At 52.9% G+C, this 14045-nt stretch carries 12 protein-coding genes; 2 read left to right on the forward strand and 10 right to left on the reverse strand.

The window, feature by feature from the left end; all coding sequences use genetic code 11:
• The 3 genes from AC2A1E_RS23075 to AC2A1E_RS23085 form a co-directional block, all read right to left on the reverse strand.
• Positions 1-1587, reverse strand: a 1587-nt coding sequence (locus AC2A1E_RS23075; RefSeq protein WP_484385684.1) for a two-partner secretion domain-containing protein, incomplete at its 3' end; no start/stop codon positions are given.
• Positions 1584-2138 (reverse strand): toxin-activating lysine-acyltransferase, encoded by a 555-nt coding sequence (locus tag AC2A1E_RS23080; protein WP_484385685.1) that lies wholly within the window; start codon positions 2136-2138, stop codon positions 1584-1586. The genes AC2A1E_RS23080 and AC2A1E_RS23075, both read right to left, overlap by 4 nt.
• Positions 2138-3847 carry a ShlB/FhaC/HecB family hemolysin secretion/activation protein gene (locus AC2A1E_RS23085; RefSeq protein WP_484385686.1) on the reverse strand — a complete coding sequence of 570 codons (1710 nt, stop codon included), beginning with the start codon at positions 3845-3847 and terminating at the stop codon, positions 2138-2140. Before AC2A1E_RS23085 ends, AC2A1E_RS23080 begins: the two co-directional genes overlap by 1 nt.
• Positions 3848-4312: 465 nt before the next feature.
• Here AC2A1E_RS23085 and AC2A1E_RS23090 point away from each other — a divergent pair, with 465 nt between their 5' ends.
• The gene (locus AC2A1E_RS23090; protein ID WP_484385687.1) at positions 4313-6310 is read left to right on the forward strand and encodes an autotransporter outer membrane beta-barrel domain-containing protein; all 1998 of its coding nucleotides are present in this window, start codon (positions 4313-4315) and stop codon (positions 6308-6310) included.
• A gap of 71 nt (positions 6311-6381) precedes the next feature.
• Here the strand turns inward: AC2A1E_RS23090 and AC2A1E_RS23095 are convergent, their stop codons facing one another.
• From AC2A1E_RS23095 to AC2A1E_RS23125, 7 genes are all read right to left on the reverse strand, one after another.
• Complete coding sequence (locus AC2A1E_RS23095) at positions 6382-6957, reverse strand: DUF2913 family protein (RefSeq protein ID WP_484385688.1); 576 nt, start codon at positions 6955-6957, stop codon at positions 6382-6384.
• 355 nt (positions 6958-7312) lie between these two features.
• The gene (locus tag AC2A1E_RS23100) at positions 7313-7939 is read right to left on the reverse strand and encodes an ECs1377 family protein (RefSeq protein WP_484385689.1); all 627 of its coding nucleotides are present in this window, start codon (positions 7937-7939) and stop codon (positions 7313-7315) included.
• 198 nt (positions 7940-8137) lie between these two features.
• Positions 8138-8545 carry a putative zinc ribbon protein gene (locus AC2A1E_RS23105; protein WP_484385690.1) on the reverse strand — a complete coding sequence of 136 codons (408 nt, stop codon included), beginning with the start codon at positions 8543-8545 and terminating at the stop codon, positions 8138-8140.
• 155 nt (positions 8546-8700) lie between these two features.
• Positions 8701-9330 carry a hypothetical protein gene (locus AC2A1E_RS23110; RefSeq protein ID WP_484385691.1) on the reverse strand — a complete coding sequence of 210 codons (630 nt, stop codon included), beginning with the start codon at positions 9328-9330 and terminating at the stop codon, positions 8701-8703.
• Positions 9331-9465: 135 nt separating this feature from the next.
• Positions 9466-9987 carry a secretoglobin family protein gene (locus AC2A1E_RS23115; protein ID WP_484385692.1) on the reverse strand — a complete coding sequence of 174 codons (522 nt, stop codon included), beginning with the start codon at positions 9985-9987 and terminating at the stop codon, positions 9466-9468.
• A 99-nt stretch (positions 9988-10086) separates the two neighbouring features.
• Positions 10087-10293, reverse strand: coding sequence for a helix-turn-helix transcriptional regulator (locus tag AC2A1E_RS23120; RefSeq protein ID WP_484385693.1), 207 nt, complete (start codon positions 10291-10293; stop codon positions 10087-10089).
• A 177-nt stretch (positions 10294-10470) separates the two neighbouring features.
• Complete coding sequence (locus AC2A1E_RS23125; RefSeq protein ID WP_484385694.1) at positions 10471-11040, reverse strand: inovirus Gp2 family protein; 570 nt, start codon at positions 11038-11040, stop codon at positions 10471-10473.
• A gap of 1918 nt (positions 11041-12958) precedes the next feature.
• Here AC2A1E_RS23125 and AC2A1E_RS23130 point away from each other — a divergent pair.
• Complete coding sequence (locus AC2A1E_RS23130) at positions 12959-13885, forward strand: hypothetical protein (protein ID WP_484385695.1); 927 nt, start codon at positions 12959-12961, stop codon at positions 13883-13885.
• Positions 13886-14045 lie beyond the last annotated feature (160 nt).

Below are 14045 nucleotides of genomic sequence, written 5' to 3' on the forward strand. Positions count from 1 at the left end.
CGTGCCTGCACGGTTGTTAATGCTGGTCGTGTGCGACAGGGTTAAATCCTGCTGCCCGAGCTGCTGCACCGTGCCCTGCTGGTTGGAGAGGGCATTGGCGGTCAGTGCAAGCTGGTCGGCACTGAGTTTACCGCCGTCGTTGTTGAGCATCCCGCCGGTACGCGCAGAGAGTGTTTGTGTTACCGCCAGGTTGGCCCCGGCGGTGCTGATATCGCCCACCGTGGCTTGCAAATCAATATTGTTGCCATAAGTCTGGCTGCCGCTGAAATCCAGCGCGGTACCGGTGGCGGACAATTGCCCCGCCGCCGAGTTCTGGCCGTTGGCGCTGAGCTGCCCCTGGCTGTTGAGCGTCAGGTTGCCGCTGCTGCCGAGTTTGCCATCGCTGGCCATGCCTGCGGCCAACACCCCTTGTGCGGTGCTGTTAATGCTGGCTGCGGTGAGTGTGGTGTTGCCCTGTGCTGCCACAATCCCGCTGTTGGTCAGTGCGCCGCGGCTCTGCACCTGGGTATCTGCCGCCGCGTACAGCTTGCCGCTGTTGGTGATATCCCCGGAGGTTGTCACCTGGACGTTCTGAGAGGCGGTCATCGCTCCGCTGTTGGTGAGCGTCCCATCCGCATTGACCACCACGTCACCGGCAATCGCATTGAGCGCCCCGGCATTGTGCACGCCCACCCCGGCTTCGGTGCCCAGCAGGCGGATTTTATTGGCGTACATGCCGCCCAGTTGGGACACATCCACCGCCACCTGTGGGCGGGGGCTGCCGTCAGCGGTCTTTGCTGCGACTGTTTGATGTGCCGCATCCACCTGGTTGCGCCCGGTGGTCACCGCCAGATCGTTGGCCCACAGCCCGGCATTGATTTTGACCGAACGGGCGATCAGATCGGTATGATCCTGCAGGCTGCTGTCCAGCCCCTTACCCTGAATGACGATTTCGCCACGATCGACGTTATAGCCGGTCAGTTGGCCGTTGGTCATCTGCGCCTGGCCAGTGGTGAGTGTGGCGCGGTTGGCGTTGATAAAGCCGCATCCGCTACAGGTGATACCTGCGGGGTTGGCGATCACCACCTGCGCTTTCTGCCCGGCCACTTCGATAAAACCGTTCAACTGGCTTGGGTTACTGGCATTGACCTCATTGAGAATGACTTTGGCTTCGCCTTTTGCCAGCCACGGGTTGGCGGTGACCATCCCGGCGATCTGGGTCTGGGTGTTGAGGTGGCTGTTGTTGAGCACCACGCCCTTGTTATCCACATCGAACTGGCTGTAGACGTTTCGCGAAACGCCCTCGGCGCTTGGCGTCTGGATATTGACCTGCGGCGTGCCGTTGGCACTGCTGATGATGGTCGGCTGCTGGTTGCCCGGCGCACTACCATCGGCCACGATATTGGCCTGCACCGGCTGGATGGCCCCGAGGGCCAGCAGCACCGCAAAACACAGGCCATGAACTTTACCTATCATCTGGCTAAGGGTGTGGCCCGTGCCGGACGGCGACAACGCGGCCCCCGCACGGCCAGCCCCGGCGATATCAGGCACCACCATCAGCATGCCACGAGCCTGGTTGAAAATGAGTCGGTATAAATTCTTGTTCACGGCAACATCCTTGATTGGTCTTGCGGGTATTCGGGTAGAGAAACAGATAATGGGTTGGCGGCCCGCCAGGCGCGAGCCTGCGCATGACTGACCTGGTCACCCTTGAAATTCATCACACGTTTACCGCGTTGTGCACCACGGTGATAAAGGGAACGAAAACAGTGCTCAGGGAACAGCACGGCCCCCACCAGGCGGCGCATCGCCCGGACATCGCCAAACGGCGCGATCCAGTCACGGAGCCACAGGCGATCGCCGCTGGCCCAGTCATCTTCCTGCACCAGGATGGCCGGTTGCGTGAGATAACGCGCTTCCGCCTCAACGCTCAGCCACATCCAACTGAGGAAAAACAGCGGCTGTGTACCCTGGCTGACCAGCATGTAGTGCTGGTGTTTGATAATCGGCAGCAGCACCGTGGGCAACGCGTGCAGCGGCACATCCCGGTGCTGTGGCGAGTGCATCCACAACCACACGGCGGCCCCGAGCACCTCGGCCTCACTGCGATCCCCGCCTAACATCAGCGGGGCATGCACGTCATAAGCACCTATCTGCATCAAAAATCCCAGTTCAGGGTGAAACCCAGCGTAACCGGGCTGGTATCAAAACCGTCCGGCTTGGAGAGCGGTACCCCGGCGAACAGGTCATAACGGGTCTTGAAGGCGCTGCCACGCACGCCGAGCACGCCACCGGCCAGATTGGTGCCCACCAGACCTTCAGTGCCACGACCGCTGACATGGCCGTAGTCCGCCCCCAGATACAGTTCCTGATTGGGCACCGGCGTCGTCCAGGCCAACTCGTTGCGTACCGTCCAACCCGCGTTGGCATTGAGGGTACGCTCACCGTCAAAGCCGCGCACCGTAAAGCGGCTGCCGATGGCAAACTGATCCTGCGGCGTCAGCGGGGTGTTACTCATCTGGCGCTGATACTGAACGTTGTAACGGAATGTCTGCTTGCCCAGCGAAAACGGCACGTTCAACTGGCTGGAGATCTGGATAATCTTGCTCAGCGCGGTGGCATCGCCATACGACTCTTCCGGCGCAGGCAGTGCACCGAACCAGCGGGTGCCACGCTGATAGCTGATACCGGCGTCCAGCGTCGCCTGCTGGATAAAGTGGCGGTGTTGCAGCCCCATGCGCCAGGCGGCAGTGCGGCGGCGTTGAACTTCTATTTCAGTGTCATTGATGTAGTTTTTCGCGCCACGCGTCAGGATATCGTAGGTAAAGGTGGTTTTCTGGGTACCGCTGCGATGCAGGACGCGGCTCAGTTGCACCGTCAGGTTCTGGCTGTCGCCACGGTAACGGTAATCCCCGTTCAGCCCTGCCACGGTCTGGTGATAGTCGTAGTCGTTGGCGGTGACTGACAGCATCGCGTAGCGGAACGGCACCGAGTAATGAGCGGTGATGTTTTTGCTGCTCTTGGCATTACCGGGTTGCAGCGCGCGGGTGCCGGAGATGTAGAACAGGTCGCTGAGGGACAGCGGGTTATCCAGCGAGAAGGTCAATCCGCCCTGATAACGCCCGGTGCCTTTCGAACCGGAGTCGTCCAGCGACGCACCCAGCCGCCAGATTTTGGCCTGTTGCCAGTTGAGCTGAATATCGCTTTCGCCGGGTTTTTCAGCGGGGACGATTTCCATATTGGCTTGCACGGTCGGCAACCGTTGCAGGTTCTCCAGCCCTTGCTCGATATCGCGCAGATCCAATAATTGACCTGCTCGCGGTGGGAACGCATTGAACAGCGTGATATAGCTCCCGCTGTCCGGCGTCAGTTTCACCTGGCGGATAAAACCGGGCAGGATTTTCAGTTGCAGCGTGCCGCTCTTTAAATCCTGCTGCGGGGCCAGAACGCGGGTGGTGATGTAGCCGTGATCCACCAGGCGGTTCTGCATCGTACTCATCAGCAGATTGATGCCCTTGCCACCCAGACACTGGCCCTGCGCCTGATTGGCGATGCGTTGTAACGGCAACCAGCGTGGCAACGCTTCTTGACCGTTCAATTCCACGCGGCCGATATTGAAACAGGGTTTTTCCTGTGGGAAAGCCAAACGCCCCAACCGCGAAGCCGGGGGCAACAGACGCACATCGGGCGTTGGGGGCAACAGCTGCTGTTCCAGCGCGCGCTGACGCTGCTGCTGCAAGATCACTTGTTCGTTGTTATTGATGGCGCTAGCCGCAAATGCCATAGGTGAAACCATCAGGAAAGCAGGCACAGCAATAGCGCAGACGCGATAATAACGCGCCCGACAGACAAAACGGGGGGGTAACATCAAACAATCCTTGTTGGAAAACGCTTAATACATGCTTATATATAAATTTGCGCGAATATTAACCATGCGTAGACCAGTTTGCAATCATTATTCACCCGTACTAATACAGATACAGAGCTGAACGTTGCTTACCCTTCTAAACTTGAGTGGCGTGTCGTCATTGCCACTCATTGACTGCCTATATCATCACACTGAAGTGGTTGAACATTCATAATGCGTTACCCTATACTCCCGCCCGGTTTATAACCAAGGGGTGTCAGTGCGCCATCTGTCATCCTGTGGCGGTAAAGCATGGATGCAGCCCTCGTTTATTTCAATCTCAGGTTCATCCTCTTTTTCCCGTCAATTGCTTATTTGATTTCGTTTTCTGATAGCGTGCTTGTGAAGGAATGACCTCTTCAAGGTATACGAGATAAGAGGGAAACGAGCCGCAAAACAACATCATTACTATTCTCTGAGGCATGGATGAAAATAAACGCTTTAACGCTGGCAATAACCCTATGCTATTGCGGGCTGGCAACGCAGGCACAGGCCTATACCCAGCGAGTCGATGGAACTACCGTCAATAATGAATCTGTCTTTAAAACGACGGAAACTTCACCTTATGCCTTACAGTATGTTACCGAAGGCATTGTTAATAATGGTGTCGTTTATAACAGAGGCATGATTTATCTGGATAACAATTCTCAGGGCAACGCTATCACCGTCAATAAGGACGGTTGGCTACAAGTTGAAGACGGTTCAACAGCCAATGATACCGTGGTCAACTCAGGGGGGCGGTTGACGGTGAATGCTTACGGTACTATCAGCAACACCTTGATTAATAGCGGCGCAAGCATGGAGATGGAGGCTAACAGCCGTTCCCTGGGAGAGTTATTGGTTGGAGCAGGAGGGGAGCTGTATATCGCCAACACCGACAGCAAGCTGATTGATGTCACTTCCAATGTGCCTGCGACTCCCACCAATATCACCCTCGAAAAACTGACGATCGCAGGCAAGGTCACCATCGGGCCTTCCTGGGATGGCAATGATGAATTGGGTACGGCTCCACCTGCGGCACAGCTTGGCCCCGTGATGGTCACCCAGGTTGGCACGTTAACCCTGCAGGGTGGCAGCCTCGAGCTGATCCCGTACATTTCAGCTGACCAGGTTAACCGCCTGGATGTCGAAAATCTTTCTGGTCAAGGCACCTTTATGCTGACCACCAGCCTGGCCGATGGCGTAAGTGATAGCCTACGGGTGACGCAACGCGCCACAGGTCAGTTTGGTCTGATGGTGCAAGACAGTGGCCGGGAGATCGGTCTTCCTGCCAACGTGCCGTTGGTCTACATCAACAGTGGCGATGCAAAATTCAACCTGCTGAACCAGGGCGGTATCGTCGAAGCCGGTGTCTATCAATACCGGCTGTACAACAGTTCACAGGATGGGCATACCCAGTGGTATCTGGTCGGTGGCAAGGCGGGTACCGTGCCAGAGCAAAACACGGAGGAGCCCGGTGTGCTCCCAACGCCTGGGCCAACCCCTGTCGAACCCACGCCGGTTTCTACTCCTATTCTCAGCGCCAGTGCTCAAGGCGTGCTGAGCATGGCGGCAGCGTCACAGCATATTCTTAATACTGAACTGAGCACGCTGCGCCAACGGCAAGGCAACCTGCGTAGCAGCGTGGCAGACGTTGGCGTCTGGGCTCGCTATCTGAACGATGAAAGCAGATTGAACGATCACCGCTATGCGTCATTCAAAAATACGCTGAGCGGTATGGAGATCGGTGCTGACAAATCGTGGGATATGGTTGACGGCAAATGGTTGCTGGGTGCCTTTACGGCCTACAGCAAGTCCAATGTCAGCTTCAATCTAGGGGGCAACGGTGATGTGGCGAGCTACAGTGGTGGCCTGTACGCCAGCTATCTGGCTAACTCTGGCTGGTATTTGGATAGCGTGCTGAAAGGCAACCGCCTGAGCCAAACGGTCCGAGCCCGTATGAATGATGGCGCGATCGGCAAAGGCGATTACAGCCAGAGTACCTTCACTGCCTCGCTGGAAACCGGCTACACACTGCCTCTTTCCAACCTGCTTGCCCTGGAGCCCTATGGCAAAGTGAATTACTCACGCCTTGGCGCTGCGGATTATACCTTGAGTAACGGGATGCAATCCGCTGTTCATGCGGCCAACAGTGTGCAGGGGGAATTAGGGACGCTCCTCAGTGCCAAGATGACACTGGGAGAGGTTGAGGTAGCCCCTTATGCCAAGCTGGCCATTGCGCGCGAATTCACCCGTAGCAACACGGTAACCATCAACGATATTACTCTGGATAACAACTACTCGGGCAATGTCGGCAAGTATGGTCTGGGGGTCAGTGCTAACATCACCAAGAACACGGCCGTTTACGCCGAAATGAATTACCTGAATGGTAACAAGGTGGAAAGCCCGCTGAACGCCACGACGGGGTTCCGCATTCTGTTCTAATCCGACGCCCCCATTGTTCTTCAATGGGGGCACTGACTTTCCCCATGCTGATCGTCAATGAGCGTTCAGGCTTAGGGTATCAGCGTCACCGTCTCTCCCGACAGGCTGGCGGTCAGGGCGCTCGTGCACAATGTCTCAATAAAATGCTGCGGATTATCTGTCACCCTAAATGCCAGCGGCGTGATTAATCGGCCTTCTTGGGTAAACGCCGCATTGAGTGCTGATTTGACGACATACAGCGCAGGCTCGGGCCCTTCGATAATCCCGTTATCCCACTCAGTCTGGGTCACCAGCTCATTACGCCAGCCTTGTGCCTTCAGGCTCTCGATAGCGTAGGTGAGCCTGAACAGATCGTTCTGGTGCTTGAGTTCGCCAGTACATGAGTGCCAAATATAGTCGAAGCGAGTTTTGAGTTTGGCCTCAATCCCCTGTTTACGTCCCTTGTCCAGCAACTGCTGAATATCTAACGCCACACTGCGGGGAAACCGTTTTTGTTTCTGCGCTGTGGCCAACCAACGTACCAGGAACAGGTGTTCTGCCATCGGAGACGTGACAGTCCCTTGCTGAATGGCCGTATGCAAGGCTACCAGGGCACAGAACGCGAGATGGGCCAGGTCTTTTACGGTTTGCTCGGGAGGTGTTGTCATGGGGTTATTAATGTTAAGTAAAATTAATGCCAAGGGTAATGAAGCGATGAGCCCGTAGCAACCTCATGGAAGTGTTTATTTTGTCGCCCAGATGGCTTGTTATTCCTGGCATTGTTATCGACACGCTGGGGGTCAGCACGCGTCGGTTTTATTCAGCGTAACAATACGGGACCGTTGAAAAACCAGGCCACCACCACGATATAATGCAGGCTACCCCGTACCGGCTTCGTGATGTTTTTCAGGGTTAAACATCGGTGATGGGGGAGCTTCTTTCATCCCCGTTGTACCGTCTCAACTGTCACCAACCTGCGGCGGATCGGCAACGGTGTGTTCAACGGTCAATCAATGCTTGTTTTCACCCGCAGCGGTAGACCGGTACAGGGCGGAGGGTGGCGGTGAGGCTGTCCCAGACGGGTACCTCAGCGGTTGCAATACGCATCCCCTTTTTTCTGAGCACTGCCACGTCAGCAGCGATCCGCTGCATACCGAACCAGAACAGACCATCCAGCGCCGTCACTGCCAGTCCGTTCTCCAGCGCCCGCTTAAGCCGCTCACGCGGCATTCTAATTTCCCTAGCAATCTCCCGATAAGGCGCAGCGCTCTCGCCTGACGATCCTTCCCGGCGAATGCGGGTTGACAGACGGTAGTGAAACTCTTCCGGTATCTGATTTAAATCAGATTTCACGCTGTAAACACAGCCAAAACGCTTGCCGTTAAACACGACGTTTTTCTGACTGAGTGACAGTTCATCACGCAGCCCGGCAATCAGTTGCGGGGCACGCACCAGCAGCAAACGAAAAGGCAGTTCAAAGCTGGTGACATAATCCACATTCAGCAAGGCGATACGCAGACGTTCGGCACTTCCAGCCCTAACCTGACGGCACTCTTCGATGACTTCAGCCCACTGCTGAGCAATACGTGGCGTTTCATTAACGTCCGCAAAGCTGTACTTTTCAATCTGGTAATCAATACGTTCAACCATGCTTGTTTTCCTTCGCCTACCCATTGACGACTTTATCAACGGGCTATGCTCAAAGGAAGCGGTTCTGCTAAAGAAGGTCATGACCGATGTTCATTCTAACCGCATCAATCCGTGGTCGGTAATGACACCATGACAGGGATACCCCGCTAGCCGACACTCTCCCATAGCGTCATTTTTTGTTCAGCGGTACTGCCGTATTCATTTTAGTAGTCCTCCACTGCAATCTCGCAAGCTGACTTCAGTGGTATAGATATGGCCTTTGCAATCGGGGCAGGTTTTCAGCCCTTCGTACTCCTTGTCGCACAGCGCACAAAAGTAAGGTTGAGACGCTGGGTAACCCAACGTGGGCACAAACTGCCACTCAATGTTAGGGGACGTGTGGGGTTCACGTTGTGTCAGACGGTAGTAGCAATCCTGGGCCGTCTTGATATCTACCTGCTCCAGGTCATGTTCAAAGTATCGCCCCTTGGTGTGCGTGACGTGTAACGTTAACCTGTTATGGCAATCGCCACAGTAATAGTCGACAGTGTGGTCGGGCAACAGCGTGTCAACGTGGACCAGTTCTCCGCTGAGAGTGCAAGCTTCGCGCAGTTTTTTAAATTGCATGGTGTAGCTCCTGGTAGGGAGATGATCGCCACAGTGTTCAATCAGCCAGAACGTCGGCACTGTGCTCGCCGGTAGGGCCGCGTTCTCCGTGGTATTCGGTGTGGCAAGGGGCGGGTTAACTACGATAACGCGGTGGCGTGGTGGCATGGCGGCGTTTATACGGGTGGTGGCTCACTCAGTCTGTTGCCGTGTGGGGCGCTGACGCCACCGTTAGGCGATCTTTGGCAACTGGGGCTATTTGACAGGACGTATTCATCCATCATGAACGTCAGTGTGGCGTTTTCTGCCTGCCGCTGGTTAATCCAGTCGTTGAGGTCTGGAGATGCTTTGAATTTCAGTGTTTCTATCCCGTCGAGCGCCGGGTAGCCGACCAACAGATCGTACCAACTCAGCATCACCAGCTTGTGTTTGATTTCGCTACTGCCAAAGTGACGAAACAACGAACCCAGCCTGTTCGCCAGTGAATGTTGCTTGAGACGCAGGCATTCACTTAACAAGACTCCTTCCAGCATCGGGTGGTGCAGCAGCGAATACCTATCCATCTCCAGGCTGCATGTCCGGTCATCGACCAGAAGCTCACTGGGGAGAACCAGTCGGTAAAGAAATTCGGGGACAATCGCCACCTCGGCACGGTCGGGAAAACGCAGGCTGGACACCACTAGACGGTGATAGGTGTAAATCTGCGGGTGGCACATGCCCTGGCGAACCAGGAGTTTGGTGAAATCGGTCAACCAGGTCTGGTAGTACCCCAGCAGGTCGTCATGGCGGCTTTTCATTTTGCTCATAGTAAGAGGTCCGGGATTAGCAGACAGCTGGACGCCGCCGAAGGGCTCGGGCAGTGACTCTGGCTGTCTGATGGGGTTGTAAGGTGTGAGACGACAAAGAACGGTGGTGGCGATAACTCGCTGTACGAAATAGGCTCAGAGTGGCCGGGAAGCACGGCTATACTCTTCAGTCAGCGTCGTCAGCCCCTCGTAGGCTTTCTGTTTCGCTGCCAGCCATTGAGCCAGCACGTCGGGGGGCAATAAGTGCAACGTCGTCCATTCGCTCATCTCCAGCCCCGTCACTAACTCACACCAGCACAATAGTGTCATGGCCTGCCGAATAGCCGGTGAATGCAACCGGAACAACATCTGTAGCTGCTCGGCCAACATGCCTCGCTCCAGACGATAGCATTCGCTGAGCAACACACCAGGCAGCAGGGCCCAATCGGTCTGTTTGGTTATTTTAGGGACAATGGCACAGGCTTCTACGCTTGGAGAATGCGTTATCTGAAGCAGGCCCTGAGGAATGACGATAACGGTGCCCTCAGGGCAGGACGTCAGCGCCAGCCGGTGCCAATGTGTGAGCTCCTGTTGACACAATCCGTGGCAAAGGCTGACACGGGTGAAGTCATCAAGCCAGGTCTGATAGTGGTGAAGTAATGGGGATGTGTTTTGCATGTCTGGTTATCCTCGGATGTTGAATATCAGATTTCAGGTAGCCGCAACCCTCCGCCTTGAGCGGACAGTGAGAATACGGCCTGGAATGGTCGGTAGGGCTTACTGGCGAGATTCGCTTATGCGGGTCTGCATCCAGGTTTGCACCTCGCTGTGCAGCCATCGGGAGCTTCGCCCGAGTTTGATCGGTTTGGGGAACGCCCCTTCGCTGATGAGTTTATAAAACCATTTGTCACTCAAGCCGGTGAACTCGGTGATAAAGGCCATCGTCACCAGATGGTCGTTGGTCAGGTCGGGTAATACGGTCATGGTAGGGATCTCCGGCTGGTCAAAGGGAAACCGGAGTCGGGCAGGTAGGGCTACGTGCTTATCCTGCTGACTCCGCTATACCAACCGGGGTTGTTGTAAAAAATAAGGGATACCAGGATCGGTGCTGCTGACTTTTGCCATTGCAACGTCTGAATCGCTGTTTGGCCTCCGAGTCTGTCAGTCCTGGCTACAGCCGAAATTGCGCTCACCATCGCCGGTGACTTTGGTGTGGTTTTTAGCGAGGTAGCCTGCCCGCGCCAGTCCCTGCTGCAGGTCTGAGGTATTCCCACGCACCAGCCATGACGAGGGGCTTTCTGGAAAGTGCGCCAGGGTGGAATACTGTTGTGCATCGACCTTCAAGGCACTGCACCAGGACTGCTTAATCAATCCGGCCAGTGAGTCTGGACTACCGTAGTCTCCGGCTCCGCACCAGGTATCGCGGTTCAGCAGCAGAACAACGTGGTAGTGTTTTTTGCCGTTGCGCTCCCCAAATTCCCTGGCCCAAACGAAACGCAGGGCCGTGGAGTGGACCCGTTTTCCTTCGCGCTGTTTACGCTGCTGGTAGGCGGCTATGCGGGCCTTCAGGGCGTCGGTGAAACGGGATATCACGGCGGCATCCGTGGCCGCAGGGGCATCAGGGAGTCGCAGGTCAACCCGCAGGGCCAGTACACGAGGGTAAGCCTCAAGGGCGTTCAGGAAGGTGTCGTTGATGCGTTGTTGCCATAAGGGATTGAAAGTCTGATTCATTTACAGGGTCTCCGGTGGGTTGTGGTTCATATCCATGACCGGTGACGTAAAAAAGATTTCTTGGGATTCGGTGACGCAGGGGTGTCAGCGCGTAGGCGTTCTGGTGAGATCGGATAATCACACCACGCTCGGTAATGACTTTTAGGATGAGGAAGCAGCAGGCCCTGGGTGTAAATCGTTACCAGGGGTCTGAGCAGTGATCGCCAGCGTCGGTAACGATGTCGGTTGCAGACTGAGGCGAACGTCGGGTGCCACCAGCAGCGGTTGTTATCTGATACGTCACGGTAAGATGACTGCTTTTTAGAACACGGGTTGAACAGGCACCACCGAGGTCAGTTGAGCCCATCGGTACACTCAATACACCGCCCTCGCGTATTGCGTAGGCCTCAGAGCGCCTGTAACGCCCCAGGAGACGTTAAGTCGTTGTTTTCAGTCTTACCACCTACCTGCGAGAAATATAAGCGCACTACAAGCCATTCAGGGAATGAGGAGCAGACTTCTCCCCCTCAGTAACGATCAACCGTCAGAGCATAAGGTGATTAAGCATCGTTTCTACCCACCAGCAAGGTAAACGGTAACGATCGATACGATTAATCAGTCCCTGTAGGTCCGTACCACTCAGACGTAAGGAGGGAGATGTAATCGCTGTTGATGCTTCCCATTACGGAATTACGCTTCAACTACCCGCCAGACTGAGACCAGGCAGGCGTTATAACTTCACGTACATCGCTCTCTGTTAGAACAACGTGCCTATACTTACTTGTTAAATAAAACAGCCCCTGACGTCATGTTGATATGTCTATAGCTATAACGGTACTTACTGGCATTCAGCGAGTATTGAATTATTCAGTAGGTACTTGGTGAATACCTACCGTAGATACACTTGGCTTAATGCCTAATAGGCCCTCTGGTCATCATGGGAGTAGACACACCTCAATAACCACCTATGCCTACCCCTATCCAGATAATGATAATTTCTAAATACCCCCTGAACAGATACACTCAAGAACAAATATACACCAGGTGGATATACTTAAGAATATACCTCCAAGAATACACTCTCAAGCGTGTATTTTAACGTACTTGTAATCGATAGCCTTGCTTATTGTTTTCATAGTAGAGATTCTTAGTTATTATTTGTAGATAACATGCCCACGCATATACATGCTGGCTACTCATTCACAATGAATATATCAACACCCCTTCTTTATTATTTATATTACCAATCAGACATATTTAGCCTAAACTTCAATAAAGACACGCCTTTCCCGCTATGACCTGAGCCCATATAGCCCACCTTAAAGACCACTCTGGAATTAGCCTCGGAACCGAATGGCCATTTGAGGATGCCCGCCATTTCATCAATCTGGTTATTTTATCTCGGTAATGATGACCTGTTAGCGGTAGATAAACAAGCGGACAACAAGGAACTGAGGAGAAACGTCAGGCATGTTTTGGTAACGACTGTCCAATATCATTCAAGCTGCCCGCGGAGCAGAAATTCATCCAGCATGATTTGCTTTAAATTCTGGTCATGGATTTTACTTTTTTTCGGATGAGTTCAAAGAAATAGGGAAGAGCGTTTTTTTCTGACGCCGAGGGGGGTAATTTGTGATTTTTGGCACGTAGCATCACTGCCTGGGAATGATGGCTACAGGTTGGTACTCACCACCAGTGGTAGCTACCGAGGGTATGGATACAACCCATTTGGGCTATTTCCAGTAAAGATTATGCATGACGAACTTCAAGATTTTTAAAATTTTCTAGGTAAAATCGGGTTTAGATACCGATAAACAGGCTTACAGAAAGGAGAAAAGAAACGTAGAATGCTACATGAATTTCTTCGTGAAACTTTACACATTTTACTACGTAGAGTAACGCACATTTGTTTACGATAATGATGACATGTGGGGTAATAATGAGTACAACAAAACAAGCATCCAGGCTCTATGAAAAAAGAGTCAATCGGTGGCTTTTATACGATATTTTTAGCTCAAGACTCATGACAGATGAGTCTAATGAATTAATGACAAGAATAGGAAACACTCATCTTTTCCGGGAGGCCTGTATTAAATACATTGAGGAAAAAAGAATAAGCATACTTTTTCCTGCTGCTGTTTTTTTTGATAAATGCAAGGATTTAATAGAGGATAAGTTAATCCCATTCCGTGAACTTGAATGGATTGACTGTGGGCGATCGCTATCCTTTGTTGCTAATTTCATTCATGCTGACTATAAAATTCACACGTACGGTAATACGCCCACGCTTATGGATGTTGTCGCACCAAGCTGGAGTTTGAGTCCTGATGGCAGCGGGATTGATTACGATGGATTGATTATGTTAATTGACTATCAGTGTCGTGTGGGCAGTATTAACTACATACGTATAAACCTGGAAAACATGAGAATTGCCTGGCTTCGTATTCACAATGATTTCAAGAAACCATTCTGGTTCCCTTCCGACAGGTATGAGAATAAATACTACCCCGACTATCAGTGGGTACTTTCTTATTTTGAAAAAAACAATATGATGAGCGGGAATGTGGACCTATGGTTCAAAAAAAGCCCAGAGCTTAAGGTCCACTCCATCTTTGACCAATGGGCTAAAGACAAAAGCACCCCAGAGGTTGAACTCTTCATTATCAGATTAAAAAAAGCATGGCATCAAAAAAAATTCAGGGACAGCGTTACGAATAAAAAAGTGCTCAATACCTATATTAGCAAGGAGTGCAAGAAACAACTTGATTATCTTAGCCATAAAAAGGATATCAAAATTAATGAAATGATTGAGATACTAGTACATGAAGCCTATGCAAAAGCCAAGTTGAAAGTTTGGGAACAGTAAAAACACCTCAGGATATATATATCGCGCATACCTATAATCGTTTTCTGGAAGAGAAATAACGTTGTTATTATATTTTGCTTAGGCAGGCCTATCATCAGGGCCAGCGGCGGTTCCAGTAGCTCGCCGCACCTGACATTTTTCATGCTGTTTTGAGGGTTTG

The sequence above is a fragment of the Serratia sp. HNCC26DJ206 genome (genome assembly GCF_057180605.1).

What these genes read in the sequence shown, in the direction of transcription:
- AC2A1E_RS23105 (WP_484385690.1), bottom strand. Translation starts at nt 8,545, where the DNA reads ATGCAATTTAAAAAACTGCGCGAAGCTTGCACTCTCAGCGGAGAACTG.
- AC2A1E_RS23110 (WP_484385691.1), bottom strand. Translation starts at nt 9,330, where the DNA reads ATGAGCAAAATGAAAAGCCGCCATGACGACCTGCTGGGGTACTACCAG.
- AC2A1E_RS23130 (WP_484385695.1), top strand. Translation starts at nt 12,959, where the DNA reads ATGAGTACAACAAAACAAGCATCCAGGCTCTATGAAAAAAGAGTCAAT.
- AC2A1E_RS23080 (WP_484385685.1), bottom strand. Translation starts at nt 2,138, where the DNA reads ATGCAGATAGGTGCTTATGACGTGCATGCCCCGCTGATGTTAGGCGGG.
- AC2A1E_RS23085 (WP_484385686.1), bottom strand. Translation starts at nt 3,847, where the DNA reads ATGTTACCCCCCCGTTTTGTCTGTCGGGCGCGTTATTATCGCGTCTGC.
- AC2A1E_RS23125 (WP_484385694.1), bottom strand. Translation starts at nt 11,040, where the DNA reads ATGAATCAGACTTTCAATCCCTTATGGCAACAACGCATCAACGACACC.
- AC2A1E_RS23095 (WP_484385688.1), bottom strand. Translation starts at nt 6,957, where the DNA reads ATGACAACACCTCCCGAGCAAACCGTAAAAGACCTGGCCCATCTCGCG.
- AC2A1E_RS23115 (WP_484385692.1), bottom strand. Translation starts at nt 9,987, where the DNA reads ATGCAAAACACATCCCCATTACTTCACCACTATCAGACCTGGCTTGAT.
- AC2A1E_RS23120 (WP_484385693.1), bottom strand. Translation starts at nt 10,293, where the DNA reads ATGACCGTATTACCCGACCTGACCAACGACCATCTGGTGACGATGGCC.
- AC2A1E_RS23090 (WP_484385687.1), top strand. Translation starts at nt 4,313, where the DNA reads ATGAAAATAAACGCTTTAACGCTGGCAATAACCCTATGCTATTGCGGG.
- AC2A1E_RS23100 (WP_484385689.1), bottom strand. Translation starts at nt 7,939, where the DNA reads ATGGTTGAACGTATTGATTACCAGATTGAAAAGTACAGCTTTGCGGAC.